Origin of the sequence: Terrabacter sp. Soil810, assembly GCF_001429645.1 — a bacterium.
GTDB lineage: Bacteria > Actinomycetota > Actinomycetes > Actinomycetales > Dermatophilaceae > Terrabacter.
This window is the reverse complement of the sequence record NZ_LMSW01000001.1, coordinates 561,110-585,344: the sequence shown is the minus strand read 5'-3', so window position 1 is coordinate 585,344 and position 24,235 is coordinate 561,110. Positions and strand designations below refer to the sequence as shown.

Annotated in this window: 24 protein-coding genes; 15 read left to right on the top strand and 9 right to left on the bottom strand. The window is 71.8% G+C overall.

The genetic code is table 11. The features are described 5' to 3' along the window. Positions 1-11: 11 nt before the first annotated feature. Entirely contained in the window at positions 12-962 is a 951-nt protein-coding gene (locus ASG96_RS02600; protein ID WP_157610602.1) for a proline dehydrogenase family protein, read from the bottom strand. A gap of 175 nt (positions 963-1,137) precedes the next feature. Between ASG96_RS02600 and ASG96_RS23560 the strand changes: the two genes are divergently transcribed. The 11 genes from ASG96_RS23560 (at position 1,138) to ASG96_RS02545 (ending at position 13,585) form a co-directional block, all read left to right on the top strand. Continuing rightward, a complete protein-coding gene (locus ASG96_RS23560; RefSeq protein ID WP_162261993.1) occupies positions 1,138-1,869 on the top strand; it encodes a hypothetical protein in 732 nt (243 codons plus the stop codon). Beyond that, on the top strand, positions 1,869-2,672 hold the full coding sequence (locus ASG96_RS02595; protein ID WP_235509034.1) for a maleylpyruvate isomerase N-terminal domain-containing protein: 804 nt from the start codon (positions 1,869-1,871) through the stop codon (positions 2,670-2,672). Before ASG96_RS23560 ends, ASG96_RS02595 begins: the two co-directional genes overlap by 1 nt. A gap of 85 nt (positions 2,673-2,757) precedes the next feature. Further along, positions 2,758-4,044: a lactate 2-monooxygenase gene (locus ASG96_RS02590; protein ID WP_056759939.1), complete on the top strand. Its 1,287-nt coding sequence runs from the start codon at positions 2,758-2,760 to the stop codon at positions 4,042-4,044. Between the two features lie 106 nt (positions 4,045-4,150). Beyond that, positions 4,151-4,903 carry a cyclopropane-fatty-acyl-phospholipid synthase family protein gene (locus ASG96_RS02585; protein WP_057586424.1) on the top strand — a complete coding sequence of 251 codons (753 nt, stop codon included), beginning with the start codon at positions 4,151-4,153 and terminating at the stop codon, positions 4,901-4,903. Further along, entirely contained in the window at positions 4,900-5,385 is a 486-nt protein-coding gene (locus tag ASG96_RS02580; protein ID WP_056759943.1) for a nucleoside deaminase, read from the top strand. Before ASG96_RS02585 ends, ASG96_RS02580 begins: the two co-directional genes overlap by 4 nt. 400 nt (positions 5,386-5,785) lie before the next feature. Beyond that, complete coding sequence (locus ASG96_RS02575) at positions 5,786-6,526, top strand: hypothetical protein (protein ID WP_057586735.1); 741 nt, start codon at positions 5,786-5,788, stop codon at positions 6,524-6,526. 271 nt (positions 6,527-6,797) lie between these two features. Beyond that, entirely contained in the window at positions 6,798-9,416 is a 2,619-nt protein-coding gene (locus ASG96_RS02570) for an ATP-dependent Clp protease ATP-binding subunit (protein WP_056759944.1), read from the top strand. Between the two features lie 165 nt (positions 9,417-9,581). Further along, positions 9,582-10,472: an ABC transporter ATP-binding protein gene (locus tag ASG96_RS02565; RefSeq protein ID WP_235509033.1), complete on the top strand. Its 891-nt coding sequence runs from the start codon at positions 9,582-9,584 to the stop codon at positions 10,470-10,472. Next, entirely contained in the window at positions 10,469-11,800 is a 1,332-nt protein-coding gene (locus tag ASG96_RS02560) for an FtsX-like permease family protein (RefSeq protein ID WP_157610601.1), read from the top strand. Before ASG96_RS02565 ends, ASG96_RS02560 begins: the two co-directional genes overlap by 4 nt. Before the next feature lie 133 nt (positions 11,801-11,933). Then, positions 11,934-13,082, top strand: coding sequence for an LCP family protein (locus ASG96_RS02550; RefSeq protein WP_157610600.1), 1,149 nt, complete (start codon positions 11,934-11,936; stop codon positions 13,080-13,082). Beyond that, positions 13,079-13,585 (top strand): amino-acid N-acetyltransferase, encoded by a 507-nt coding sequence (locus ASG96_RS02545; protein WP_057586414.1) that lies wholly within the window; start codon positions 13,079-13,081, stop codon positions 13,583-13,585. The genes ASG96_RS02550 and ASG96_RS02545 overlap by 4 nt, the downstream gene beginning before the upstream one ends. A 78-nt stretch (positions 13,586-13,663) precedes the next feature. On the opposite strand, the gene ASG96_RS02540 is transcribed toward ASG96_RS02545, so the two are convergent. From ASG96_RS02540 to ASG96_RS02530, 3 genes are read right to left on the bottom strand one after another with little or no spacing between them, the layout of a single operon-like run. Beyond that, on the bottom strand, positions 13,664-14,596 hold the full coding sequence (locus ASG96_RS02540; protein ID WP_057586412.1) for an ATP-binding cassette domain-containing protein: 933 nt from the start codon (positions 14,594-14,596) through the stop codon (positions 13,664-13,666). After that, entirely contained in the window at positions 14,593-15,399 is an 807-nt protein-coding gene (locus tag ASG96_RS02535) for an ABC transporter permease (RefSeq protein WP_369793633.1), read from the bottom strand. The genes ASG96_RS02540 and ASG96_RS02535 overlap by 4 nt, the downstream gene beginning before the upstream one ends. Position 15,400: 1 nt before the next feature. After that, positions 15,401-16,195 (bottom strand): ABC-2 family transporter protein, encoded by a 795-nt coding sequence (locus ASG96_RS02530; RefSeq protein ID WP_057586733.1) that lies wholly within the window; start codon positions 16,193-16,195, stop codon positions 15,401-15,403. A gap of 109 nt (positions 16,196-16,304) precedes the next feature. On the opposite strand from ASG96_RS02530, the gene ASG96_RS02525 reads away from it, so the two are divergent. Next, a complete protein-coding gene (locus ASG96_RS02525) occupies positions 16,305-16,694 on the top strand; it encodes a PPOX class F420-dependent oxidoreductase (protein WP_304437874.1) in 390 nt (129 codons plus the stop codon). Between the two features lie 116 nt (positions 16,695-16,810). Here the strand turns inward: ASG96_RS02525 and ASG96_RS02520 are convergent, their stop codons facing one another. Genes ASG96_RS02520 through radA form a run of 3 tightly spaced genes read right to left on the bottom strand, consistent with a single transcriptional unit; the run spans position 16,811 to position 20,275 of the window. Continuing rightward, positions 16,811-17,704, bottom strand: a complete 894-nt coding sequence (locus tag ASG96_RS02520; protein ID WP_056759957.1) for an A/G-specific adenine glycosylase — start codon at positions 17,702-17,704, stop codon at positions 16,811-16,813. Positions 17,705-17,727: 23 nt separating this feature from the next. Then, on the bottom strand, positions 17,728-18,804 hold the full coding sequence (disA, locus tag ASG96_RS02515; RefSeq protein WP_056759959.1) for a DNA integrity scanning diadenylate cyclase DisA: 1,077 nt from the start codon (positions 18,802-18,804) through the stop codon (positions 17,728-17,730). 55 nt (positions 18,805-18,859) lie between these two features. Beyond that, a complete protein-coding gene (radA, locus tag ASG96_RS02510; protein WP_056759960.1) occupies positions 18,860-20,275 on the bottom strand; it encodes a DNA repair protein RadA in 1,416 nt (471 codons plus the stop codon). A 71-nt stretch (positions 20,276-20,346) separates the two neighbouring features. Here radA and ASG96_RS02505 point away from each other — a divergent pair, with 71 nt between their 5' ends. Continuing rightward, positions 20,347-20,553 carry a hypothetical protein gene (locus tag ASG96_RS02505; RefSeq protein WP_056759962.1) on the top strand — a complete coding sequence of 69 codons (207 nt, stop codon included), beginning with the start codon at positions 20,347-20,349 and terminating at the stop codon, positions 20,551-20,553. Between the two features lie 198 nt (positions 20,554-20,751). Further along, positions 20,752-21,084 (top strand): Lsr2 family protein, encoded by a 333-nt coding sequence (locus tag ASG96_RS02500; protein ID WP_056759964.1) that lies wholly within the window; start codon positions 20,752-20,754, stop codon positions 21,082-21,084. Between the two features lie 233 nt (positions 21,085-21,317). On the opposite strand, the gene ligD (ASG96_RS02495) is transcribed toward ASG96_RS02500, so the two are convergent. Further along, positions 21,318-22,202, bottom strand: a complete 885-nt coding sequence (gene ligD, locus ASG96_RS02495) for a non-homologous end-joining DNA ligase (RefSeq protein WP_057586410.1) — start codon at positions 22,200-22,202, stop codon at positions 21,318-21,320. Then, positions 22,202-23,149 carry a non-homologous end-joining DNA ligase gene (ligD, locus tag ASG96_RS02490; RefSeq protein ID WP_057586408.1) on the bottom strand — a complete coding sequence of 316 codons (948 nt, stop codon included), beginning with the start codon at positions 23,147-23,149 and terminating at the stop codon, positions 22,202-22,204. Before ligD (ASG96_RS02490) ends, ligD (ASG96_RS02495) begins: the two co-directional genes overlap by 1 nt. A gap of 18 nt (positions 23,150-23,167) precedes the next feature. Between ligD (ASG96_RS02490) and ASG96_RS02485 the strand changes: the two genes are divergently transcribed. Further along, positions 23,168-24,142 carry a Ku protein gene (locus tag ASG96_RS02485; protein ID WP_057586406.1) on the top strand — a complete coding sequence of 325 codons (975 nt, stop codon included), beginning with the start codon at positions 23,168-23,170 and terminating at the stop codon, positions 24,140-24,142. The last annotated feature ends 93 nt before the right edge of the window (positions 24,143-24,235 follow it).

The window sequence follows — 24,235 nt, the reverse complement described above, 5'->3', positions numbered from 1 at the left end:
GTGGGCCCCGCTCAGCTCTTGGTCGCGATGCCGCGCAGGAAGAACATGACGTTGCCGGGCTTCTCGGCCATCCGACGCATGAGGTAGCCGTACCACTCCTGGCCGTACGGGATGTAGACGCGCATCTGGTCGCCGCGGTCGGAGATCCGCTTCTGCTCCTCGGGCCGGATCCCGTAGAGCATCTGGTACTCGAACGACCTCGGGTCGCGACCGGCCTGGCCCGCGAGCGCTCCCGCGATCTCGATGAGCCGCGGGTCGTGCGAGGCCACCATCGGGTAGCCCTCGCCCTGCATGAGGATCTTGAGGCAGCGCACGTAGGACTTGTCGACGTCGGCGCCGGCCTGGAAGGCGACCGACTCGGGCTCCTTGTAGGCGCCCTTGCACAGGCGCACGCGGGACCCGGCGTGGGCGAGGTCCCGACAGTCGGCCTCGGTGCGGTAGAGGTAGGCCTGCAGCACGGCGCCGACGGTCGGGAAGTCGGCGCGCAGCTCGCGCAGGGCGTCGAGCGTCAGGTCGGTCGTCGTGTGGTCCTCCATGTCGAGGGTCACGGTCGTGCCGGACTGCCTGGCCAGCTCGCAGATCTCGCGGGCGTGGTCGAGGGCGATCGCGTTGCCGTCGCCGGGCAGGGCCTGGCCCAGGGCGCTCAGCTTGAGCGAGACCTCGACGGTGCCGCCCTCGGTGAGCCCCTGGTCGCGCAGCGCCGTCAGCAGCGAGACGTACGCGTCACGGGTGTTTCGCGCCTGCGCGAGGTCGGTCGTGTCCTCGCCGAGGTAGTCGATCGTCGAGAGGCGGCCGGACGCCGCGATCTCGGAGGCGGCCCCGACGACGTCGGCGCGCTCGGCGCCGGGCACGAAGCGCTTGACGACCGAGCGCGACACGGGCGCCTTCTCGATGACGTCTCGGATCTTCTCCTGCTTGGACAGCTGCAGGAGCGAGTTGCGCAGCAGGTCGCTGGCGTCCACGGGGGCCTCCGGGTGGTGCTCGGGATGTCGCTCGGGTGACGGCGGCGGGCGGTGGTGACCGTCCCGCCGGGCAAATCTACCGCCGCCGGGAGCCTGCGCCGGCCCGTCCCCTCCACTCGCCCGCCTCCCCGTGCCGCACGCGGTGCCGGTCGGGCCATGGGGCAGACTCGCTGGCATGCGACGACCGACCGCCGCCCGCCGATCCGCAGCCGCTGCCCTCGCGGTCGCTGCCGTGCCGCTCGCGCTCGCCGGGTGCTCCGCGGCGCCCGCCGCCACCGGGTCGGCGACGCCCCCGGACTCCGGCACGACCCGCGCCGGCAGCACCTCGAGCGGGCCCACGTCCGACGCGCCCCTCACGCCACCGGCGAGCCTGGTGCCGCCCCGTGTCCACGACCGGGCTGCGGTCGCCTCCTACCTCGCCGGCCACGACCTCAGCGGACTGACCCGCACGGACCGGGAAGCCGTGACCGAGGCAGTCGTCAGGTCGTGCCCCGGCGGGCCCACGGTGGCCCGGGACGTCGGCCCCACGGCATACGCCAGGGCCTGGGAGGGCCCGGGAGGTGTCCGCGCCGACGTCGCCGCCATCACCTACCCCGACCTCGCGTCCGCCGCCACGGCGGTCGAGCCGCTGCTCGACGCCGCGGCGGCCTGCCGGGCGCCCCGGCCGGCGCAGGGCGTCACGACGACCGTCGCCAACCAGCGCCGCGACGTGGCGGAGGGTATGCCGCTCGGCCGGGTCGACGTGACGCGCACCTCCCCGGACGAGACGCGTCACGACTATGTCGGCGTCGTGCAGGTGGGCAACGTGCTCGTGCGCCTCACCTACTCGGCCCCCGACGCGAAGGTCGCCACCGAGAAGGGGTCGACGGCCCTCGCGCTGCTGGCCCGCGGAGTCCAGGAGCTCTGATGACGACCGACGATGCCGCCCTCGCCGCGCCGGGACCGCTCGGCGTCGGCCTCGACGATCTCGGCGAGGCCCTCGGGGCCGCGGCGACGGTCCTGCGCGCCAACGCGATGGCCGCCGGTCTCGACGCCCCCGTCCCGACGTGCCCCGGCTGGACGGTGCTCGACCTCGTCGCGCACCAGGGCATGGTCCACCGCTGGGCCGCCGGCCACCTGCGCGGCGAGACCGTCGACGAGGCGGAGCCCTTCGAGCGCGAGGGACGGGAGTCAGCCGACGTGCTCGGCTGGTTCGACGACGGCGCGACCGCGCTGCTTCAGGCGGTCGTCGATGCCCCCGACGACCTCCACGCGTTCGTCTTCCTCAAGGAGGCTCCGCCGGCACGACTCTTCTGGACCCGCCGGCAGTGCCACGAGACGACGATCCACGCCGTCGACGCGCTCGGGGCCCGGCTCGGACGGCCCGCCCGCGCCGACGAGACCTGGATCCGGCCGGCCATCGCGCTCGACGGCATCGACGAGCTGCTCGTCGGCTTCGTCACCCGCCGCAGGGAGGGCGCGTCACCCGGCGCGCCGACCCGACTCCTCGTGAGTCCCGAGGGCGCCGACGTCGCCTGGCTCGTCGAGCTCAACACCGGCCGGCCGATCCGGACCCGTCGGGTCAGGCCAGGGTCTCCCGAGGCCGCCGCCGACCACACCCTGACCGGCGACCCCGTCGACCTCTACCTCCGGCTGTGGACCCGAGGCGCCGCCGAGCCCGTCGACGAGCTCGAACGCTGGTGGCGCGAGACCGTCTCCGTCACCTGGTGACCCCCGGGTCGGCCGCGTAGCAGGATGGGCCCAGTCCGGGCCGCACCCCCGCAGCACCGGGACCCGCGCGACCAGAGGAGCTCGTATGCCGCAGGAGGGCATCGGCAGGACCGTCCAGTCCGCCATCTACCGGGCCGGCGCCTTCGGCCACCGACCGGCGGTCCCCACCGACGGCACACGGCTCGAGGCGGCCGCCCGCAAGGTGATGTCGAAACGCGGGTTCGCCTATGTCGCAGGCTCGGCCGGCTCGGAGGCGAGCGCCGATGCCAACGTGGCCGCTTTCTCCCGGTGGTGCGTCGTGCCGCGGATGCTCGTCGACACGACCGAGCGCGACACGTCGGTCGAGCTCTTCGGTCGACGGCACGAGAGCCCCTTCCTCGTCGCACCCGTCGGTGTGCTGTCGATGGCCGACGACGAGGCCGACCTCGCCGTCGCCCGTGGCGCCCGGGAGCAGCGCGTCACCCAGATCCTCAGCACCCAGGCCTCCGTGCCGATGGAGGACGTCGCCCGCGCCCTCGGCGGGACCGGGCACTGGTACCAGCTCTACTGGAGCAGCGACGACGACCTCGTCGAGAGCCTCGTCTCGCGGGCCGAGGCGTGCGGCAGCGACGCCCTCGTCGTCACGCTCGACACGGCATACCTCGGGTGGCGTCCACGCGACCTCGACCTCGGGCACCTGCCGTTCGCCCGGGGCGAGGGCATCGCGCAGTACACGTCGGACCCCGTCTTCCAGCGACTCGTCCGCCAGCGGGTGGCGGCCGCCGGGCCGACGGTCCGGCCACGTCCCACGCCCGCGGCGGTCGCGACCCTCGTGTCGATGAGCCGGAACCACCCGGGCGACACCCGCCACAACCTCACGGCACCCGAGCCGCGCGCGGCCGTCGAGACCTTCCTCGACGTCTTCAGCCGTCCGTCGCTGACGTGGGACGACCTGCCGCGGCTGCGGGCGCTGACGAGCCTGCCGATCGTGCTCAAGGGGATCCTCCATCCCGACGACGCCCGTCGTGCCGTCGAGGCCGGGGTCGACGGCGTCTACGTCTCCAACCACGGCGGCCGGCAGGTCGACCGGACGGTGGCCGCCCTCGACGCCCTGCCTGGCGTCGTCGAGGCCGTACGCGAGGCGGGGTCGTCGGTGCCAGTGATCTTCGACAGCGGGATCCGTTGCGGCGCAGACGCCTTCGTCGCCCTTGCCCTCGGCGCGACGGCCGTCGGCATCGGGCGACCGCACGTCTACGGCCTGGCCCTGGCCGGCGCTGACGGGGTGTCGGAGGTGCTCCGCAACCTGCGGGCCGAGCTCGACCTCCAGCTGGCGCTGACGGGGTGCACGTCGCTCGCCGACCTCACCCCGGAACGCCTGGTTCCCGCCCCCTGACACCGTCGAGAGGCCAACTGTTGCCACCTCGTCCTGGTCGAGCGGCCACTTCTCGCCGCATGGAACGGAGTCGACGCCGTCAGGTCCCATCCCGGAGGATCGAGGCATGCCCGCTCTCGACCACCTGACCCGCGACGCCTACCCCAAGTCGAACGGCTACGACGCGAAGTGGCTCGTCGACCTCGACATGGGCCCGCACCCGCTGTGGCTGCTCGAGGACCTCGCCGCCGACCTCGACCTGCGCTCCGGCATGCGCGTGCTCGACCTCGGCTCGGGGCTCGGGGCGACGTCGGTCTTCCTCGCGAGGGAGTACGGCGTCAGCGTCGTCGCCGCCGACCTGTGGGTCGACCCCACCGAGGCAGCCGCAGTGTTCCGGAAGGAGGGTGTCGACGACCGTGTGCTCGCGATGCGCGTCGACGCGCACGCGCTCCCCTTCGGCCGCGGCTCGTTCGACGCGATCGTCAGCATCGACGCGTGGGAGTACTTCGGCACCGGCGACCACTACCCGCCCTACCTCGCGACCTTCCTCAAGCCCGGTGGCCAGGTCGGCGTCGCGACGCCCGCCCTGACGAGCGAGGTGCGCGAGCTCGGCGAGATCCCCGAGCACATCGACCGCGTCGTCGGCGCCGAGTCCGCGGCGTGGCACACCGCCGACTGGCTGCGCAGCCAGTGGGAGTTCAGCCGCGCCTTCGCGTCCGTCACCGCCCGCAACCAGCCGGACGCCTGCGCGAACTGGCTGCTGTGGGAACGTGCCGTCATGGAGCTCAAGGGAGCGCCCACCTCGCCCGTGCAGGGGATGCTCGAGGCCGACGGCGGTGCCTTCGTCACGTTCGCGCTCGTCACCGGGAGGGTCGCATGAGCCTCGACGCCACCGACCTCGTCCACCTGCGACGGGCCGTCGAGCTCGCCCGCCTCGCCCTCGAGCGCGGCGACGAGCCCTTCGGCTCCGTCCTCGTCTCGGGTGACGGCGAGGTGCTCTTCGAGGACCACAACCACGTCGTGGCGCTCGACGCGACGCAGCACCCCGAGTTCGCCATCGCCCGCTGGGCGGGAGCGCACCTGACCGCCGAGGAGCGCGCGGCCGCCACCGTCTACACCTCCGGCGAGCACTGCCCCATGTGCTCGGCCGCCCACGCCTGGGTCGGCCTCGGCCGGATCGCGTATGCCGTGAGCTCGGCCCAGCTGGGCGCGTGGCGGTCGGCGTGGGGTGCCGCGGCGTCACCGGTCGCTGCGCTGTCGATCCGGGACGTCGTGCCGGGCGCGGTCGTCGACGGTCCGGCCCCGGAGCTCGAGGCCGAGGTCCGCGACCTCCACGACCGCTTCGCCCACGGCCGCCCCTGACGCAGCCCCCCGGCATACGACCGCACCCAGCCAGCCGTCACGTCACCACCCTTCCGCGCACCCCTCCCGCGCCGCGGCCCCGAGATGGAGGGCCGGAGCCAAGAAGCCAGCCCACACCCGCGCCGCGGCCCCCGAGTGGTGGCAGAACGGTTCGAGTCACCACCCCTCCCGCGCCGCGGCCCCGAGATGGAGGGCCGGAGCCAAGAACCCAGCCCACACCCACGCCGCGGCCCCGAGATGGAGGGCTGTGGAGAACGACGGCGCGAGCCTCACGATGTGCTGGATCGTCGGTTGCATGACAGTACAAGCGGGCTCGCCCTTCCGGCGATCCGAGGCGCCTGCGGGGCTCACCGCCTGGGACCTGCGGCGTCGGTACCGCGCACCGTTCCACGGTGTGTACGTGTCCGTCTACCAGCCGCTCACCGCTGCCCTGCTCGCCCGTGCCGCACTTCTGGTCGCGGAGCCGGACAGCTACGTCTCGCACCACACGGCCGCGCGGCTGCTCGGCGCAGTGGTGCCCGATGATCCCGACGTCCACGTCACGTCGCGTCGTCACCGCGTCAGGGGCGAGGGGCTCGCCGGCCACCGAGCGAAGGTCGGGCAGCGGGTCGTGCGCTGGCGAGGCATCCGGATGACATCGCCGGTGCAGACGTTCCTCGACCTCGCCCACCAGCTCTCGCTCGTCGACCTCGTCGTGCTCGGGGACTCGCTCGTGCGACGGCGTCGCACGACGCCCGAGGAGCTCGTGTCGGCGACCCGCGAGCATCGAGGGCCCTACTCCCGACTGGCTCGCCGCGCAGCGACGCTCGTCCGGGCCGGCGTCGACTCACCGATGGAGACGCGGCTGCGACTGCTCATCGTCTTCGCCGGCCTGCCGGAGCCCGAGGTCGACCACAGGGTCCACGACGACGACGGCACCCTGCTACGCCGCTACGACCTGACGTACCTCCCCTTTCCCCACATCATCGAGTACGACGGTCGGCAGCACGCCGAGTCGGACGAGCAGTGGCTCACCGACCTCGGTCGGGACGAGGCCCTCGACGACGCGCGGATCCGGCGGCTCGTCATCGTGCCGCGACTGAACGACGAGTGGCGCCGGTACTTCCCGAGCAGACCGGGCGACCTGGCCGTCCCGGCCTGACGCCGGAATGGCGCCGGAATGGCGTCGGCGCGCAGGTGCAGGCAAGCCCGGGGGACACGCGCCGTCGCGACGTGCGGGCACGACACGGCATACGCAAGGATCAGGACACGCCTCTCGGCATCTGTCCGCTCACGGCGAACAGAAGCCGAACCTGAGCCGATCACGCTCAGGATGGGAACAGGAGGGACACGACCGGCGTTGGTCGGGGTGTGCTCGTCCACAGCGGGCACGGATAGCATCGAGATGTCTCTCGATCAGTCAGGAGAAGAACATGTTCGAACGGTTCACCGACAGGGCCCGAAGGGTGGTTGTCCTCGCGCAGGAGGAAGCTCGCCTGCTCAACCACAACTACATCGGGACCGAGCACATCCTCCTGGGTCTGATCCACGAAGGCGAAGGCGTCGCCGCGAAGGCCCTCGAATCGCTCGACATCTCGCTCGAAGCGGTCCGGGCCCAGGTCCAGGAGATCATCGGCCAGGGGCAGCAGGCCCCGACCGGCCACATCCCCTTCACGCCCCGCGCGAAGAAGGTCCTCGAGTACTCGCTCCGCGAGGCGCTCCAGCTCGGCCACAGCTACATCGGCACCGAGCACATCCTGCTCGGCCTGATCCGCGAGGGCGAGGGCGTCGCCGCCCAGGTCCTCGTCAAGCTCGGCGCAGAGCTCAACAAGGTCCGCCAGCAGGTCATCCAGCTGCTCTCCGGCTACCAGGGCGGGCAGAGCGGCGAGAAGGCCGGCGCCGGCGTCGGCCAGAGCCAGGCCGAGGGCACGCCCGCGGGCTCCCTCGTGCTCGACCAGTTCGGTCGCAACCTCACGCAGGCTGCCCGCGAGGGCAAGCTCGACCCGGTCATCGGACGTGAGAAAGAGATCGAGCGGGTCATGCAGGTGCTGAGCCGCCGCACCAAGAACAACCCCGTCCTCATCGGCGAGCCCGGCGTCGGCAAGACCGCCGTGGTCGAGGGCCTCGCCCAGGACATCGTCAAGGGCGAGGTGCCCGAGACGCTCAAGGACAAGCAGCTCTACACCCTCGACCTCGGCTCGCTGGTGGCCGGCAGCCGCTACCGCGGTGACTTCGAGGAGCGGCTGAAGAAGGTCCTCAAGGAGATCCGCACCCGCGGCGACATCATCATCTTCATCGACGAGATCCACACCCTCGTCGGTGCCGGTGCTGCCGAGGGTGCCATCGACGCCGCGAGCATCCTCAAGCCGATGCTCGCCCGCGGTGAGCTGCAGACGATCGGTGCGACGACGCTCGACGAGTACCGCAAGCACATCGAGAAGGACTCGGCCCTCGAGCGGCGCTTCCAGCCGATCCAGGTGCAGGAGCCGACGCTGCCGCACGCCATCGAGATCCTCAAGGGTCTGCGTGACCGCTACGAGGCACACCACCGCGTGACGATCACCGACGGCGCCCTCGTCGCGGCGGCCAACATGGCCGACCGCTACGTCAACGACCGCTTCCTGCCCGACAAGGCGATCGACCTCATCGACGAGGCGGGCGCGCGACTGCGCATCCGCCGCATGACGGCTCCGCCGGACCTGCGCGAGTTCGATGAGAAGATCGCCGCGCTCGTGCGCGAGAAGGAGTCGGCCATCGACGGCCAGGACTTCGAGCGCGCGGCCCGCGTCCGCGACGACGAGAAGCGCCTGCGCCAGGAGAAGGCCGCCCGTGAGGCCCAGTGGAAGTCGGGCGACATGGACGTCGTGGCCGAGGTCGACGAGGAGCTCATCGCCGAGGTCCTGGCGGCGAGCACCGGCATCCCGGTCTTCAAGCTGACCGAGGAGGAGTCCAGCCGCCTGCTCCACATGGAGGACGAGCTGCACAAGCGCATCGTCGGCATGGACGACGCCGTCAAGGCGCTGTCCCAGGCGATCCGCCGCACCCGTGCCGGCCTCAAGGACCCGCGCCGCCCCGGTGGCTCGTTCATCTTCGCCGGCCCCACCGGTGTCGGTAAGACCGAGCTCGCCAAGACGCTCGCCGAGTTCCTCTTCGGCAGCGAGGACGCGCTGATCCAGCTCGACATGTCCGAGTACTCCGAGAAGCACACGGTGAGCCGGCTCTTCGGTTCGCCTCCCGGCTACGTCGGTTACGAGGAGGGCGGCCAACTCACCGAGAAGGTGCGCCGCAAGCCGTTCTCCGTCGTGCTCTTCGATGAGGTCGAGAAGGCCCACCCGGAGATCTTCAACTCGCTGCTACAGGTGCTCGAGGACGGCCGCCTCACCGACTCGCAGGGTCGGATGGTCGACTTCAAGAACACCGTCATCATCATGACGACCAACCTCGGCACGCGAGACATCTCCAAGGCCAACATGGGCTTCTCGGCCGGACCCGACAGCCGCTCGGACTACGAGCGGATGAAGGCGAAGGTCACCGACGAGCTCAAGCAGCACTTCCGGCCCGAGTTCCTCAACCGAGTCGACGACACGATCGTCTTCCCGCACCTGAGCCGCGCCGAGATCATCCAGATCGTCGACCTCGAGATCGCCAAGCTCGACAAGCGGCTCAAGGACAAGGACATGGGCATGGAGCTCACGCAGGCCGCCAAGGACCTGCTGGCCAAGAAGGGCTACGACCCCGTGCTCGGTGCTCGCCCGCTGCGCCGCACCATCCAGCGCGAGATCGAGGACGCCCTGTCGGAGCGAATCCTCTTCGGGGACTTCTCCTCCGGCCAGTACGTCAAGGTCGACACGGAGGGCGAGGGCAAGGCGGAGACGTTCACCTTCTCCAACATGGCCCACCCGGACGCCGCGCACCGGCCGGCCGACGACCTCCCGGAGCTTCCCGAGGGTGCTGCCCTCGACGAGGCGCTCGGGGTCAACATCACCACCGGTCCGGCCGTGCCCGACGACCAGATCTACCCGGATGCTGGTCTGGCCGGCACCGAGCGCTGACCGGCGCGAGTCGCGCGACTGACCGAAGGGGTCGGGGACATCACGTCCCCGGCCCCTTCGGCGTACGCCGCCCTCCCGAGCTCATACCGGGGTCGTATGCCGTCCCGCGCGGAACGCGACCACGGCCCGATGTGCGGCCGGTCCCGCCGCGGCGAGGGTGGGTCCATGAGCTACTACGACCCGTCCCGTATGCCGGCCGGTGCCCCCGAGCGCCCGACCTCCCCCTCGCTCGCCCCGCCCGTCCCGTCGCCTGCGCCGGCGGTCGACGCCGGGCGCAGCCCCGGGCGCGACTCCGGCCGCGACCCCGGGAGCGACCTCGTGGCCCGCGGCCTCGTGATGACCTACGGACGCTCGGCCTCCGCGGGTCCGCCGGCGCTGGGCGGTGTCGACCTGACGATCCGGGCCGGCGAGAGCCTCGCCGTCATGGGTCCGTCCGGCTCGGGCAAGACGACGTTGCTGCACGTCCTCGCCGGCATCCTGCGACCGACGGGCGGCCAGGTGCTGTGGCGCGGCCGCGACATCGCACGCATGTCCGACCGCGAGCGGACGGTGCTGCGCCGTGAGGACTTCGGCTTCGTCTTCCAGCAGGGGATGCTGCTGCCCGAGCTGCCGGCGATCGAGAACGTCGCCCTGCCGCTCATGCTGGGCGGCACGTCCCGCTCGGAGGCCACGGCACGAGCGGCGGCCCTCTTCCCACCCCTCGGTCTCTCCGGCCTGGAGAAGCGCCGCCCGGGCGAGCTCTCGGGAGGGCAGGCCCAGCGGGTGGCCATCGCCCGCGCGCTCGTCGCCCGTCCCGGCGTCGTCTTCGCCGACGAGCCGACCGGTGCGCTCGACCAGACGACGAGCGCCGAGGTGATGCACCACCTGACGCAGCTCGCGGCGCACACCGGCGCCTCCCTCGTCGTCGTGACCCACGACCAGAACGTCGCCCGTTGGTGCCACGGGGTCGTCCGCGTCCGCGACGGTCGCATCGCCGCCGGGTCCGACGCTGCCGACGCAGCCGACGCTGTCGACGCTGTCGACCCGGCCGATCCGGCTGCGGTGGTGGCGCGATGAGGGCTGCGACCGGTCTGTGGTGGCGACTCCGTCGCGCGGGAGCTGCGGACAACCGCGTGCCCGGAGTCCTCGCGGTCGTCTCGTTCGCCGTGGCGACGGCGGCCCTGCTCGTCTGCGTCGCGGGGCTCCGGGCCTTCGAGGCGCGCAACCCGCTCCCGCCCGGGGGACTCGAGGGCCGTCTCTCCGAGGAGGCAGCGCTCGGCAACCTCTACGTGACGCTCGCCTGGATCGCGACGACGTGCATGGTCATCCCGATCCTCACCCTCGGCGGCGTCGCCGCGCGCCTCGCCATCGCCCGCCGCGACCAGCGCCTGGCCGCGCTCCGGCTCGCCGGGGCCACGTCCGGACAGGTCACGCTCATGACGCTCGCCGAGGCGGCGGCCCAGGCCGTCCTCGGCGCGCTGGCCGGCGTCGTCGTCTACCTCGCGGTCCTCCCGCTCGTGGCCCGGCTGAGCTTCCAGGGCCGGCCGTTCGAGCTGCGCGAACTCGTGCTGCCCCTCGGGCAGACGCTCGGTGTCGTCGCGGCCGTGGTCGTCGTGGCGATCGTGTCCGGCGCGTCGAGCCTCGCACGGGTCGCGATCAGCCCGCTCGGCGTCGCGGCGCGCACGAGCCCGAAGCGCCTCAGCGTCCTGCGCGTGGTCCTCGCGCTGGCTGCCGGGGCCGCCTGGGTGCTCGTCATCACCCCGATGAAGGAGCCGCAGCGGATGACGATCGTGCTCGTCCTCGGCGCGATGATCCTCGCCGTCAACGCCGTCGGCCCGTGGGTCGTCATGGTGGCCGGCCGCGTCGCAGCCCGACTCGCCCCCACCGCCGCGAGCCTGCTCGCAGCGAGGCGCATCGCCGACGACCCGAAGAGCACGTGGCGCGCCGTGGGCGCCCTCGGCCTCGCCGTCGTCGTCGTGGGGTTCACCAGCCTCGCCTCGGTCGACGACCCCACGACGCCGCTCGAGCGCTACCTCGCCGACGACCTCGGCACGGGCGCGCTCGTCACGCTCGTCATCATCACCATCGTCGGTGCGACGTCGACGGGCGTCGTCCAGGCAGCCCGGGTCCTCGACCAGGGCGAGCAGTACCGCGCACTGGCCCTCGCCGGCACGAGCGAGCGCTCGCTGCACCGTGCCCGCGCCCTCGAGGTCGCGCTGCCCCTGGCGATGACGATCGCCCTGTCGGCCGGCTTCGTGCTCGTGCTCATGCTGCCCTTCTCGAGCGCTCTCGACGGGGGCCTCGTCGTGCGGTTCGTCGTGACGTCGGCCGTCGCCGGGGCGGTCGTCCTGGCCTCCGTGCTGGCATCGCGGTCGCTCGTGCGGACGGCGTCCCGCGTCGCATGAACGGTTCGTCTACGGTGGGGCGGTGATCTCAGAGCACCGCCCCGCCGACCCCGTGGACCCGCCCGTGAGCCCGTCCGTCGTCCGTCGTCCGGCGCGTGCTCACAGGTCCGTCGTGGTGCGCGTCGGGTCGGCGGTGACGGTCTCAGCCCTGGCGCTCGCCGGGTGCTCGAGCGGCGCCCCGAGCAGTCCCGGCGCGTCGTCGGGCCCCGCCTCCTCGTCCGAGGGAAGCCCGTCGGGATCCGGCTCCGCGACCTCGGGTGTCCACGTCAGCGGGGCGCCTGCGCCGCTCGCCGCGCTCGTCTCCACCCTGTATGCCGGAGGCGACCTCACGCATACGTCCTCCCCCACCGCGGCGAAGGCGCTCACGACGCGCAAGGCCGCGACGGGTTCGGTCGACGCCACGGCGAAGGTGGGGTCGTGGATGGGCACGCCCGTCGCCGTGGTCACCGCCGGCGACGACGTGACCCTGGCCGTCGGACCGACGTGGAAGGTCGTCGGCGGCTGGTGGCCGTCCCTGGGGGTGCCGACGCCGAGCCTCGGCGGCGGACCGCGCTGGGTGCTCGCCATCGGGTCCGACGCCCGCAAGGGCCAGCCCCTCGAGCGCACCCGCGCCGACGTGCTCCAGGTCATCGGCGTCGACGGCAAGGGCGGCGGCGCTGTCATGGGCATGGCCCGCGACCTGTGGGTCCCCCTGTCGACCGGCGGCAAGGGCAAGATCAACTCGGCCATGGTGTTCGGCGGCCCGCGCGCCCAGGTGAGCACCGTCAGGTCCGTGACGGGGCTGCCCGTCGAGGGCTACGTCGTGCTCGGCTTCAGCGGCTTCAAGAAGATCGTCGACGCCGAGGGCGGCGTCCCCATCGTCATCCCGAAGACCGTGGTGGCATCGCACGCCAAGAACCTCGTCATCCAGGCGGGCGCCCAGACGCTGTCAGGCGCCGAGGCACTCGCCTACGCACGCGAGCGAAAGACCCTGCCCGACGGGGACTTCGGCAGGTCTCGACACCAGGGTGAGGTCATCCTGGCCGCGGCGATCAAGGCCAAGCTCGCCGGGCCGATCGCGATCCCGTCGGCGTTGACGAGCTTCAGCAAGGTCGGGAAGAGCAACCTCTCGGCCGAGCAGATCCTCACCTTCACCGCAGGCCTGCACCAGCTGAGCCCGCTCAAGGTGGGACGGGGGGTCGCCCAGGGGGCCTTCGGCTGGGCGGGCCAGCAGTCGATCGTCGTCCTCGGCAACCAGGCGCGCAGCCTCTTCGCCGAGTTCCGCGACGGGAACCTCTCGTGAGCGGCGACACTCCCGTGATCCGGCGGGCCCGGACCTCCGACGTCCGTGCCATCCGGGCCCTCGTGGCGCCGCTGGCCGAGCGCCGGGTGCTCGTCAGCAAGGAGGCTGTGACGTACTTCGAGAGCCTCCAGGAGTTCCGGGTCGCCGAGCTCGACGGTCGCGTCGTCGGCTGCGGCGCGCTGCACGTCATGTGGGAGGACCTCGCCGAGATCCGTACCCTGGCCGTCGCCCCCGACCAGCTCGGCACCGGCCTCGGTGGCCGGCTGCTCGAGGAGCTCGTGCAGGACGCGCGAAAGATCGGTGTCGAGCGGCTCTTCTGCCTGACCTTCGAGACGGACTTCTTCGTCCGGCACGGCTTCGAGGTCATCGAGGGCCAGGCCGTCCCGATGGACGTGTACGCCGAGCTGCTGCGCTCCTACGACGAGGGTGTCGCCGAGTTCCTCGACCTCGAGCGCGTCAAGCCCAACACCCTCGGCAACACCCGGATGCTCCGCGCCCTCTGACCGTCGAGAGGCCACGTCCGGCCCCCTCCCCACCGTCGAAAGGCGACGAAGCGGGGACGTGGTCTCTCTACGCTGACGTCAGCCGCGACCGGAGGCCGCGTAGATGCGCCGGACGACGTCCTCGATGTCGGGCTCCTCGATCGTCAGGTCGCGCACCTCGTGGCGCGAGGACACGTGGGCGAGCACGGCTGCCACCGTCGTGGCCTCGGCGTCGAAGGAGAGCCGTTGGCGCAGCCCGTCCGACTCGCTCTCGACCAGGGTCGCGCCGGGGACGTCGGCGAGGTCGGGTGTCGGCTGCGCCAGGTCGATGACGAGGATGCGCTGAGCGCCGACCGTGCGGGCGAGGCCGGTCAACGTGCCGTCGAACGCGAGCCGGCCGTGGTCGACGACGAGGACCCGGTCGCAGAGCCGTTCGATGTCGCCCATGTCGTGCGTCGTCAGGAGCAGGGTGGTGCCCTGCTCCCGACGTTCGGCCACGAGGAACTCACGCAGCCGCTGCTTGGACAGCACGTCCAGACCGATCGTCGGCTCGTCGAGGACGAGCAGCTCCGGCGAGTGCAGCAGCGCGGCGGCGATCTCGGCCCGCATCCGCTGGCCGAGCGAGAGCGAGCGCACCGCCGTGCCCAGCTGCGGCCCCATCTCGAGCTGCTCGACGAGCACGTCGGTGCGGGCCCGGGTCGACGGCTCGTCCATCCGGTGGATCGCCCCGAGGATCGCGAACGAGTCGCGGAGCGGCAGGTCCCACCACAGCTGCGAGCGCTGGCCGAAGACCACCCCGACGCGACGCGCGACCTCCACCCGCTGGCGCATCGGGTCGAGCCCGCACGTGCGCACGTGCCCGGACGTCGGCTTGAGGATGCCGGTCAGCATCTTGATCGTCGTCGACTTGCCGGCGCCGTTGGCGCCGATGTATCCGACCGCCTCACCGGGCTCGACCGAGAAGGTCATCCGGTCGACGGCGCGCGTCTTCTTGAAGTCGCGCACGAGGTCGCGGGTCTCGATGATGCTCATCCGCCTGCTCCTTGGTAGTGACGGGTCCCGAGTCGCCAGCACGCCGCCGCGATGCCCCAGGCCAGCAGTGCGGCCAGGGGTGTGAGCCAGGCGAGCCAGGTGGGCGCGAGAGGGTCCTCGATGTCGAGGATCGCGACCGCCGGGATGTAGGCGACGAACGCCGTCGGCACGACGAACGTCCAGAAGATGCGGAGCGGGTCGGGGAAGACCTGCTGACTCTGCTGGGCGGCATACGACCCGCCGTAGGTGAAGGCGTTGGTGAACTCGGCGCCGTCCACGAGGAAGAACTGGAGGCCGCCCGCGGCGGTGAAGAGGGCCGAGAAGATCGCGGTGCCGCTGACGACGCTCAGCACGATGAGCGCCACGGTCTCCGCCGACCAGGTGATGTCGGCGGTCGTCAGTGCGACGGTGAGGGCGACGAGTGCCACGGACAGGCGCCCGACTCTCCGGAGCGACAGGTCGCTCGTCATGAGCTGGGCCAGCAGCGGCAGCGGACGGACGTAGAAGGCATCGACCTGACCGGCGCGGATGTACCGCGGCAGCTGGTCGAGGTGACCGACGAACATGTCGGCGAGCGAGAACGCCAGGTTGGACAGGGCGAAGACGAGCAGGGCCGCGGTGAAGTCGAGCCCGCCGAGCACGTCGACGTTGTGGAAGATCACCCACACCTCCGCGAACTCGGCGAGACCGACGCCGACGGTTCCGAGGATGTCGGTGACGAAGGACGCGCGGTACTGCATCTGCGCGCGGGCCCGGGAGGCGAGCAGCACCCGGTAGGGGCGCAGCCGCTGGGAGAGCGTCACCTCAGCCACCCTGCACCTCCAGACGACGGCGACCGGCGCGCAGCACGACCTGTCCGAGGACGAGCAGCACGGCGGCCCAGAAGACCTGCACCCCGACCGCCGACACGATGTCGACCCCGACCACGCGACCGGCCAGGATGTCGATCGGGTTCTGCAGCATCGACGGGAAGGGCGACCAGTTGGCGATGGTGCGCAGCCAGTCCGGGAACCACGGCACGGGCAGGTAGAGACCGCAGAGCAGGCCACCCGTGATCATCCACAGGAGCGTGATGCCGCGGATCTCGACGAGCCAGAACGCGAGCAGGTTGATGACGAAGTTGCCGGCGAAGGCGACGACGACCGCGAGCAGGACCGACACCGCGCCCGAGGCCCAGCTGACGGCGGACGGCGGCCAGGCCATGTCGAAGAGGAGCGCACCGAGCAGGAGGGCAGGCAGGCCGCGACCGACGAGGTTGATGCCCGCCCGTCCGAGATCGCCTGCGAGATAAGCCATCTGGGGATTGACGGGCCTCAGGAAGTCGACGGCGATGTCACCCGTGCGCACCCGGTCCTTGACCTCGGCGAATCCCCACAGGTTGACCGTGCCGAGCAGCGCCTGACCCCACCAGACGAACGCGATCGTCGTGGGAGCGTCGTAGCCGCCGATGGCCGTGCCCGCCGAGGCGAGCGCTGCGAGCAGGATCGAGGCGCGGATGAAACCGAAGACGGAGTTCGTCGTCATCCCGGCGAGGAGCGCCAACCGGTACGTCGAGTGCCTCCTGAAGCCGGCTCGGACGAGCAGCCAGAAGGTCTTCACGACGGTCGGACGAGGGCAGGCACAAGGGGCCACGCTACCGAGGAGCCGGCTCGGCTTCAACGGGACACGTCCGGGACCGCCGGACACGGCGTCTCGTAGTCTGGCCCGGGTGGCGACCCCTCCCCGTAACCTGTCCTCTGCCGCCCTCGAGTTCATGTCGGTGCGCCACCTCGCCACGTTGACGACGCTGCGACCGGACGGCTCGCCGCACGTCGTGCCCGTCGGGTTCACGTGGGACCCGGAGACGTCGATCGCCCGGGTCATCACCAGCCGGGGCAGCCGCAAGGCGCGCAACGCCCTTGCCGGCTGCCAGGCCGTGCTCTGTCAGGTCGACGGCCGCCACTGGCTCTCGCTCCAGGGCACGGCGCGCGTCCTCGACGACCCGGCGTCCGTGGCCGATGCCGAGCAGCGGTATGCCGCCCGCTACCGCGAGCCTCGCCCCAACCCCGAGCGCGTGGTGATCGCCGTCGACGTGCGGTCCGTCCTCGGCAACCTCTGAACGCCCGCCCGTCCCCTCGACCGAGCCCCCGCCGCCTCGGGTGAGCGCCTGGTCACAGTCGACTGGGCGCTGCGTCCCACGCTCTCGAGGGTGGTCGGGGCGGGAAGGAGAGTCCGTCAGGTGGGGAGGCTGAAGCGGTTGCGGGACAGGGGTTCGACGAGACCGTCGGCCACGAGCGAGTCGAGACAGCGCATGACCTGCACCCGGTCGTCGGCGGAGTCCTCCAGACGCGAGAGCGGGAGCGCCGCGTGGGCGTCGCGCAGGCGGCGCAGCAGCTCGCCCCGGACCTGACGGTCGGTCCCGTGCCAGGACTGGCCGCGCCGGGGCGGTCCGTCGTAGGCCGGCCGACCGGCGACGTTCCACGCGCACAGGTCGGCGATCGGACACTCGTCGCAGCGCGGACCTCGTGCCACGCAGACGAGGGCACCGAGCTCCATCACGGCGACGTTCCACGTGTTCGCGGTCGCGCGGTCGGCGGGCATCGAGTCCGCGGCCAGCCGTGCCTCGGCCCGGTTGAGCGTGAGGTTCGGGAAGGCCTTGCCCTCGAGGGTGCGGGCCAGCACACGCCGGACGTTGGTGTCGACGACGACCTCGGGGATGCCGAAGGCGAAGCACGACACCGCTGCGGCCGTGTAGGCACCGACCCCGGGAAGGGCCAGCAGCCCCTCGGGCGTGTCCGGCACCTCGCCGCCGTGGAGCTCGACCATCACCCCTGCCGCCTCGTGCAGCCGGAGGGCCCGGCGCGGGTAGCCGAGCCGTCCCCAGGCCCGCACGGCATCTCCCGGCGCAGCGGCCGCGAGGTCGGCCGGCGTCGGCCACCGCTCCATCCACTCGCGCCAGATCGGCTCGACCCGCGCGAGCGGCGTCTGCTGCGACATCACCTCGGAGAGGAAGACGCCCCAGGGGCTGCAGTCGGGCTCGCGCCACGGCAGGTGCTGGCGCCCGGCCTCGGCGTACCACCCGTTGACGCGCTCGTGGAGCAGCGACAGCGGGACCTCACGGGACGGCATACGGCAAGCGGCGGCAGAGCCGGTCAGACGTAACGCTCGAGGATGCTCGACTCGGCGAGTCGCGAGAGGCCCTCGCGCACGGCGCGGGCCCGTCCCTCGCCGACGCCCTCGACGAGCATGAGGTCCTCGATGCCGGCGGCGAGCAGACGCTGGAGCGACTCGAAGTGCGACACGAGCCGGTCGACGATCGCGGTGGGCAGACGCGGCACCTTGGTCAGGAGGCGGTAGCCCTGCGGCGACACGGGGGCGTCGAGGCTGTCGCCGACGACGGAGAAGCCGACGGCCCGGGCGCCCGCGGCGAGGTCGAGCAGCTCGACGGAGTTGAGGGCCTGGAGGTTGGCGAGGGCGTCGCCGAGGCTGAGCCCGGACTTGGTCGCCGGGAGGTAGTCGCGGATGACGAGCTCGCGGTCGTTGCCGAGGCCGCCGACGAGCTCCTCGAGCTGCAGGCTGAGCAGGCGCCCGTCGGTGCCGAGCTCGACGACGTAGTCCTGGATCTCGGCCGAGATGCGCCGCACCATCTCGAGGCGCTGGAGCACCGCGGTGACGTCGCGGATGGTCACGAGGTCCTCGATCTCGAGCGCCGACAGCGTGCCCGTGACCTCGTCGAGGCGCGCCTTGTAGCGCTCGAGGGTCTGCAGCGCCTGGTCGGCGCGCGAGAGCGTCGTGGGCGAGCCCTCGATGACGTGGCGCAGGTCGCCGACGTAGAGCGCGACGACGCCCATCGACTGGCTGACCGAGATGACGGGGAAGCCGGTCTGCTTGGCCACCCGCTCGGCGGTGCGGTGGCGCGTGCCGGACTCGGTGGTCTCGATGCGCGAGTCGGGCACGAGCTGGGTCGCGGCGCGCAGGATGCGGGTGCCCTCACGGTCGAGCACGACGGCGCCGTCCATCTTGCACAGCTCGCGCACGCGCGTCGCCGAGAACTCCATGTCGAGCACGAAGCCGCCCGTGCAGATCGAGTCGACCACGCGGTCGAAACCGAGCACGATGAGGGCTCCGGTGCGTCCACGGAGGATGCGTTCGAGACTGTCGCGCAGCTCCGTTCCGGGTGCCACGGCGGCGAGGGCCGCACGCAGCAGCAGCTCGTCGTTCCGGTCCATCACTTCCCTGTTCGCAATGGGGGCGCCGAGCGCGTCCACCCCGGTCGGTCGCAGTCTAGACGGTGCCGACGGCCGGTGCGTTCGTTGACCGTCCACCGGCGAGGCGTCCCATCGCCTCGATGGCCCTCGGGACGTCGGCGACCTCGACGGCACGGATCCCGGAGGGCACGGACGAGTCGGTGAGGCTGCCGGCGGGCACGAGGGCGTGCCGGAAGCCGAGCCGGGCCGCCTCGGCCAGGCGGCGGTCGAGGCCCGTGACGCGTCGCACCTCACCGGCCAGCCCCACCTCCCCGAAGGCGACGACGTCGGTGGCGAGGGGCTTGTCGATGACGGACGAGGCGACGGCGCAGACGATGGCGAGGTCGGCGGCCGGCTCGGTGATGCGCACCCCTCCGACGGTGGCCGCGAAGATGTCTCGCGAGCCCACCGGCGCCCCGGCGCGCTTGTCGAGGACGGCGATGATCATCGCGAGCCGAGAGGCGTCGAGCCCGCTGGACGTGCGCCGGGGTGACGGCAGCGTCGAGGTCGCGACGAGCGCCTGCACCTCGGCCACGAGCGGGCGTCGGCCCTCGAGGGTCACGGTGACGCACGTGCCCGGCACCGCGTGGTCGCGGGTCGACAGGAACAGCCCGCTCGGGTCGGCCAGCCCGGTGATGCCGACGTCGGACAGGTCGAAGCAGCCGACCTCGTCGGTCGGCCCGAAGCGGTTCTTGACGGCGCGCACGAGGCGCAGCCGCGAGTGTCGGTCGCCCTCGAACTGGATGACGACGTCGACGAGGTGCTCGAGGACGCGGGGACCGGCGATCGAGCCGTCCTTGGTCACGTGTCCGACGAGGAGGACCGCGATGCCGCGCGCCTTGGCGGCCGCTATGAGGGCACCGGCCACCTCACGCACCTGCGAGACGTTGCCGGCCTGGCCCTCGACGTCGGCACTGGCGATGGTCTGCACGGAGTCGACGACGAGCAGTCCGGGCGCGCGCGCCTCGACGTGGCCGAGCACGGTGGCGAGGTCGGTCTCGGCGGCGAGGTAGAGCGTGTCGGCCATCGCCGAGATGCGCTCGGCGCGGGTGCGCACCTGCGCAGCCGACTCCTCACCGCTGATGTAGAGGACCTCGGAGCCCGAACGGGCCGCGCGCGCGGCGACGTCGAGGAGCAGCGTCGACTTGCCGACGCCGGGCTCACCGGCGACGAGGACCACGCCGCCCGGCACGAGGCCGCCACCGAGGACGCGGTCGAACTCCGCCACGCCCGTCGGTCTGGCGGCCGCGCGCGTCACGTCGACGTCGGCGATGCGCAGCGCCGGGGTCACGACGGAGGCGGCGGTGGTGCGAGCGGCCGCGGGCGCACCCGTCTCGGCCACCGTGCCCCAGGCCTGGCACTCACCGCAGCGACCGACCCACTTGGCGGTGGTCCACCCGCACTCACCGCAGCGGAAGCCGGGCGTGCGTCGGGTCGTCGTCCTTGTAGCCATGGCATGACCGTAGGGCCGGGGTGCGACACCGCTCGTGAGGGGCGGGCGTGGCGGCGTGAGAAAATGTCGGCATGGAATCGGTCATGCCCTATGTGCTCGCCATCGTCCCGACGGTCGGTGTGGGCGTCCTCTTCTACTTCGTCATCAAGAGCATCCTCGAAGGAGACCGTCGCGAGCGCCTCGCCCAGGCCCGGTGGGAGTCCGAGCACGACCGCCGGGCGAAGGCCGCCGAAACCTCGACCGAGGCCGACTCCGTGACCCCGACGACGGAGCGCTGACAGTTCGCCGCACACGGCACGGACAGGGGCTTTTCTGTCATTCCGGCACAGTTTGGCGCATCTCTTTTACCTATCGATGCGCGCCATTGCTTTCGAAGGAAATGCAATTGCGGGCTCTTCGCGCTAAATTGATGCTGCCCGCGAGTCGCGCATTCGCGGAATCCCCTCCGAATAGCAGACAACTTCAGATGGAGAAACATGGCTCAGCGTGTCGAAGTGGTGTTGATCGACGACATCGACGGTGGAAAGGCTGCCGAGACGGTGACCTTCGCCCTGGATGGCGTCTCGTACGAGATCGACCTGTCCGACAAGAATGCCCGCAAGCTTCGCGATGACTTCGCGACGTGGACGGGCCATGCACGTCGGGCGGGTGCAGCCAAGGCCGCCTCGCGTCGTCGGGCCGGCGCGAGCACGGCAAAGCGGAGCGACCTCGGTGCGGTCCGCGAGTGGGCCCGCGCCAACGGCCACACGGTCTCGGACCGCGGCCGCATCTCGGCCGACGTCCAGGCGGCCTACGACAAGGCGCACTGACCTCCGGTCACCGACGCAGTCAGAGGGCCCGGCACTCCACGTGCCGGGCCCTCTCGCATGCTCCGAGGGCGTATGCCGTCACGTCCCTTGCGCTCTCTCCGGCGGGCACACCCCGCCGTGGGCACCCGGGCCACCACACGGCATACGACCTCCTCGAGCCTGTCCACGACGGCCACGTGCACATGTGCGTCGCCTGACTGCTGCGGCTGGGGCGGCCGCGGGCCGTGGACGCCTCAGGCGCTGATCTCGGCGGCGAGGTCGCCGTCACGCGCCACCCGGTCGAGGACCTCGTCGGCCGTCAGCTGCTCGAGCTCTCCGCCGTCGGCGCCCGACTCGATCTCGTCCCACGAGCGGGGCGCCGCCACGGTCGGACGGTCTCGTCCGCGAAGGGAGTACGGGCAGACCGTCGTCTTGGCGGCGACGTTCTGGCTCCAGTCGAGGAAGATCTTGCCCGGGCGCAGCTCCTTGGCCATCTTCCACACGATGAGGTCTGGGTGGGCCTTGGTCAGCTCCTGCGCGAGCTGCTGCACGGTGTCGCGGATCTCGTCGCTCGTGTGCGCCCCGGGCAGGACGGCATACAGCTGGAGACCCTTGCTGCCGCTGGTCACCGGGACCGTGTCGAGCCCGATGCGGCCGAGCCGTTCGCGCACGACGAGCGCGACGCGGGCGCACTCGTGCAGGCCGGTCCCCGGCCCGGGGTCGAGGTCGATGACGAGACGGTCGGGTTTCAGCGCCTCCGCGTCGCGCCCCTCCCCCGCGTAGCGCCACTGGTGCACGTGCAGCTCGAGGGAGTTGAGGTTGGCGAAGAACGTCAGCCCGGCGAGGTCGTCGATGAGCGGGAAGACGGGGTCGCGTCCCGCGCGGCGGATCCACGACGGGGTGCCGGCGGGGATGTTCTTCTCGAAGAACTGCATGTCGCCCACCCCGTGCGGGAAGCGGATTCGCGTGACGGCACGGTCGCGCAGGTGCGGGAGGATCACCGGCGCGATGCGCGCGTAGTAGTCGATGACCTGGGCCTTGGTCGTGCCGGCCTTCGGGTACATCACCTTCTCGAGGCTCGACAGCCTCATCCGCCGTCCGTCGACCTCGACGGTCACCTTCGGCGCCTCGTAGGGCATCACTCACCGTCCCCGTGGTCGTCGACGTCACCGGGGGTGAGGTCGCTGCGCAGGCCCTTGTATGCCGGCTGGCGCAGTCTCCCCTGACTGCTCAGTCCCAGCGACTGCACGTCGGCGACGAGGACCGGGTGCACCCACGTCGCGCCGTTCGCGTCCTCGGCGGGGACGTCTGTGGCAAAAGGGGACTCGGCGGAGGTGAGGGTCTGGAGGTCACGCATCAGGGCCTGTCCGGTCTTGCCCGCGAGGCCCGAGCCGACGCGTCCCAGGTAGCGCAGGCCACCCGGGCCGGGGACGCCGACGAGGACCGCGCCGAGGCGGCGGGACACGGTGCCCGTGGACTCCGGGCGCCACCCGCCGATGACGACGGACACGGTGCCGCGGTGGGGAGACTTGAGCCAGTGGGGCGACCGGAGGCCGGGCACGTAGACCGAGTCGACACGCTTGGACACGATGCCCTCGAGGCCCTGCTCCTTCGTCGCGGCGTGGAGCGTCACCCCGTCGCCGAACGTCGGCGGCGTCTGCCACCGGGGGCCCGCCAGCTCGAGCCGCTCGAGGGTGGCGCGCCGGTCGGCCCAGGTGCGCGGCATGAGGTCGACGCCGTAGAGCCGCAGCAGGTCGAACGTCATCAGGGTGACGGGCGCGGCCTCGGCGAGCATCGTCGCCCGGCGCGCATCGGTGACGTGGAAGCGCTCGGCCATCGCGGCGAACGACGGCACGCCGTCGCGCATCGAGACGATCTCGCCGTCCAGCAGCATGTCGGCGTACTCGTCGGCGAGCCCCCGCAGCTCGGGGAAGGCCACGGTGACGTCGCGTTCCGTGCGGGAGAAGAGGCGGATCTCGCCGTCCACGACGTCGGCCAGCACCCGCATGCCGTCCCACTTGACCTCGTGCTGCCAGCGGTCGCCGACCGGAATGGTCGTCGTGGGCGTCGCGAGCATGGGGCGCATGGGTGCATTCTTGTTCTCATGCGAGCCATCTGGAAAGGCGCCGTGTCGTTCGGCCTCGTCAATGTGCCGGTCCGACTCTTTTCGGCGACCGAGAACCACGACGTGCAGTTCCGGCAGGTCCACGAGAAGGACGGCGGCCGCATCAAGTACCAACGCGTCTGCTCGATCGACGGCGAGGAGGTGCCCTACGCCGACATCGCCAAGGGCTACGAGGCCGCCGACGGCCAGATGGTCGTGCTGACCGACGAGGACCTCAAGAGCCTCCCGACGCGGTCGACCAAGGAGATCTCGATCGAGAAGTTCGTGCCGTCCGAGCAGATCGACCCGCTGCTCTTCGACAAGAGCTACTACCTCGAGCCCGACAAGACCGGCCTCAAGCCGTACGTGCTGCTGCGCGACGCCCTCGAGAAGGCCGACCGGATGGCGCTCGTCACCGTCTCGGTGCGCACCCGCATGACCCTCGCGGTGCTGCGCGTGCGCGACGGGGTCATCGTGCTCCAGACGCTGCTCTGGGCCGACGAGGTGCGCGCCCCCGAGTTCGAGTCGCTGTCGGAGGAGACGCACGCGACGGTGAAGGAGCTCGCCATGGCCTCCTCGCTCGTCGACTCCCTGTCGGGCGACTACGAGCCCGAGGAGTTCGAGGACGACTACGCCGAGGCCGTGACCCAGCTCGTCGCGACGAAGATCGAAGGCGGCGACATCACCGAGACGCCCGAGGCCAAGGGCGAGGAGACCGAGGTCGTCGACCTGCTCGCCGCCTTGCAGCGCAGCGTCGACAAGGCCAAGGCGGCCAGGACCGGTGGGTCCTCCGACGAGTCCGGATCGTCGGACGACGGGCCGGCGAAGAAGACCGCGTCGAAGACGGCGGCGAAGTCCGCATCGAAGAGCACCGCCAAGGCGACGACGAGGAAGACCGCCGCGAGCAAGACGACGGCCAAGAAGTCCGCCGCCAAGACCACGACGAAGAAGACCGCCGCCAAGAAGGCCAGCTGACCCCTCGGCCGCTCGCCATTCGTCGCTCGCCACTCGCCTCTCGTCGCCCCCGCCGAGCGACGTTGGTCACGTCGGACGGCATACGCCCTCGCC

Coding starts and splice junctions, on each gene's coding strand:
- ligD (WP_057586408.1), bottom strand. CDS start 23,149: ATGCGCCCCATGCTCGCGACGCCCACGACGACCATTCCGGTCGGCGAC.
- radA (WP_056759960.1), bottom strand. CDS start 20,275: ATGGCTACAAGGACGACGACCCGACGCACGCCCGGCTTCCGCTGCGGT.
- ASG96_RS02505 (WP_056759962.1), top strand. CDS start 20,347: ATGGAATCGGTCATGCCCTATGTGCTCGCCATCGTCCCGACGGTCGGT.
- ASG96_RS02540 (WP_057586412.1), bottom strand. CDS start 14,596: ATGAGCATCATCGAGACCCGCGACCTCGTGCGCGACTTCAAGAAGACG.
- ASG96_RS02500 (WP_056759964.1), top strand. CDS start 20,752: ATGGCTCAGCGTGTCGAAGTGGTGTTGATCGACGACATCGACGGTGGA.
- ASG96_RS02565 (WP_235509033.1), top strand. CDS start 9,582: ATGAGCTACTACGACCCGTCCCGTATGCCGGCCGGTGCCCCCGAGCGC.
- ASG96_RS02595 (WP_235509034.1), top strand. CDS start 1,869: ATGACGACCGACGATGCCGCCCTCGCCGCGCCGGGACCGCTCGGCGTC.
- disA (WP_056759959.1), bottom strand. CDS start 18,804: ATGGACCGGAACGACGAGCTGCTGCTGCGTGCGGCCCTCGCCGCCGTG.
- ASG96_RS02560 (WP_157610601.1), top strand. CDS start 10,469: ATGAGGGCTGCGACCGGTCTGTGGTGGCGACTCCGTCGCGCGGGAGCT.
- ASG96_RS02485 (WP_057586406.1), top strand. CDS start 23,168: ATGCGAGCCATCTGGAAAGGCGCCGTGTCGTTCGGCCTCGTCAATGTG.
- ligD (WP_057586410.1), bottom strand. CDS start 22,202: ATGCCCTACGAGGCGCCGAAGGTGACCGTCGAGGTCGACGGACGGCGG.
- ASG96_RS23560 (WP_162261993.1), top strand. CDS start 1,138: ATGCGACGACCGACCGCCGCCCGCCGATCCGCAGCCGCTGCCCTCGCG.
- ASG96_RS02580 (WP_056759943.1), top strand. CDS start 4,900: ATGAGCCTCGACGCCACCGACCTCGTCCACCTGCGACGGGCCGTCGAG.
- ASG96_RS02590 (WP_056759939.1), top strand. CDS start 2,758: ATGCCGCAGGAGGGCATCGGCAGGACCGTCCAGTCCGCCATCTACCGG.
- ASG96_RS02585 (WP_057586424.1), top strand. CDS start 4,151: ATGCCCGCTCTCGACCACCTGACCCGCGACGCCTACCCCAAGTCGAAC.
- ASG96_RS02570 (WP_056759944.1), top strand. CDS start 6,798: ATGTTCGAACGGTTCACCGACAGGGCCCGAAGGGTGGTTGTCCTCGCG.
- ASG96_RS02520 (WP_056759957.1), bottom strand. CDS start 17,704: ATGCCGTCCCGTGAGGTCCCGCTGTCGCTGCTCCACGAGCGCGTCAAC.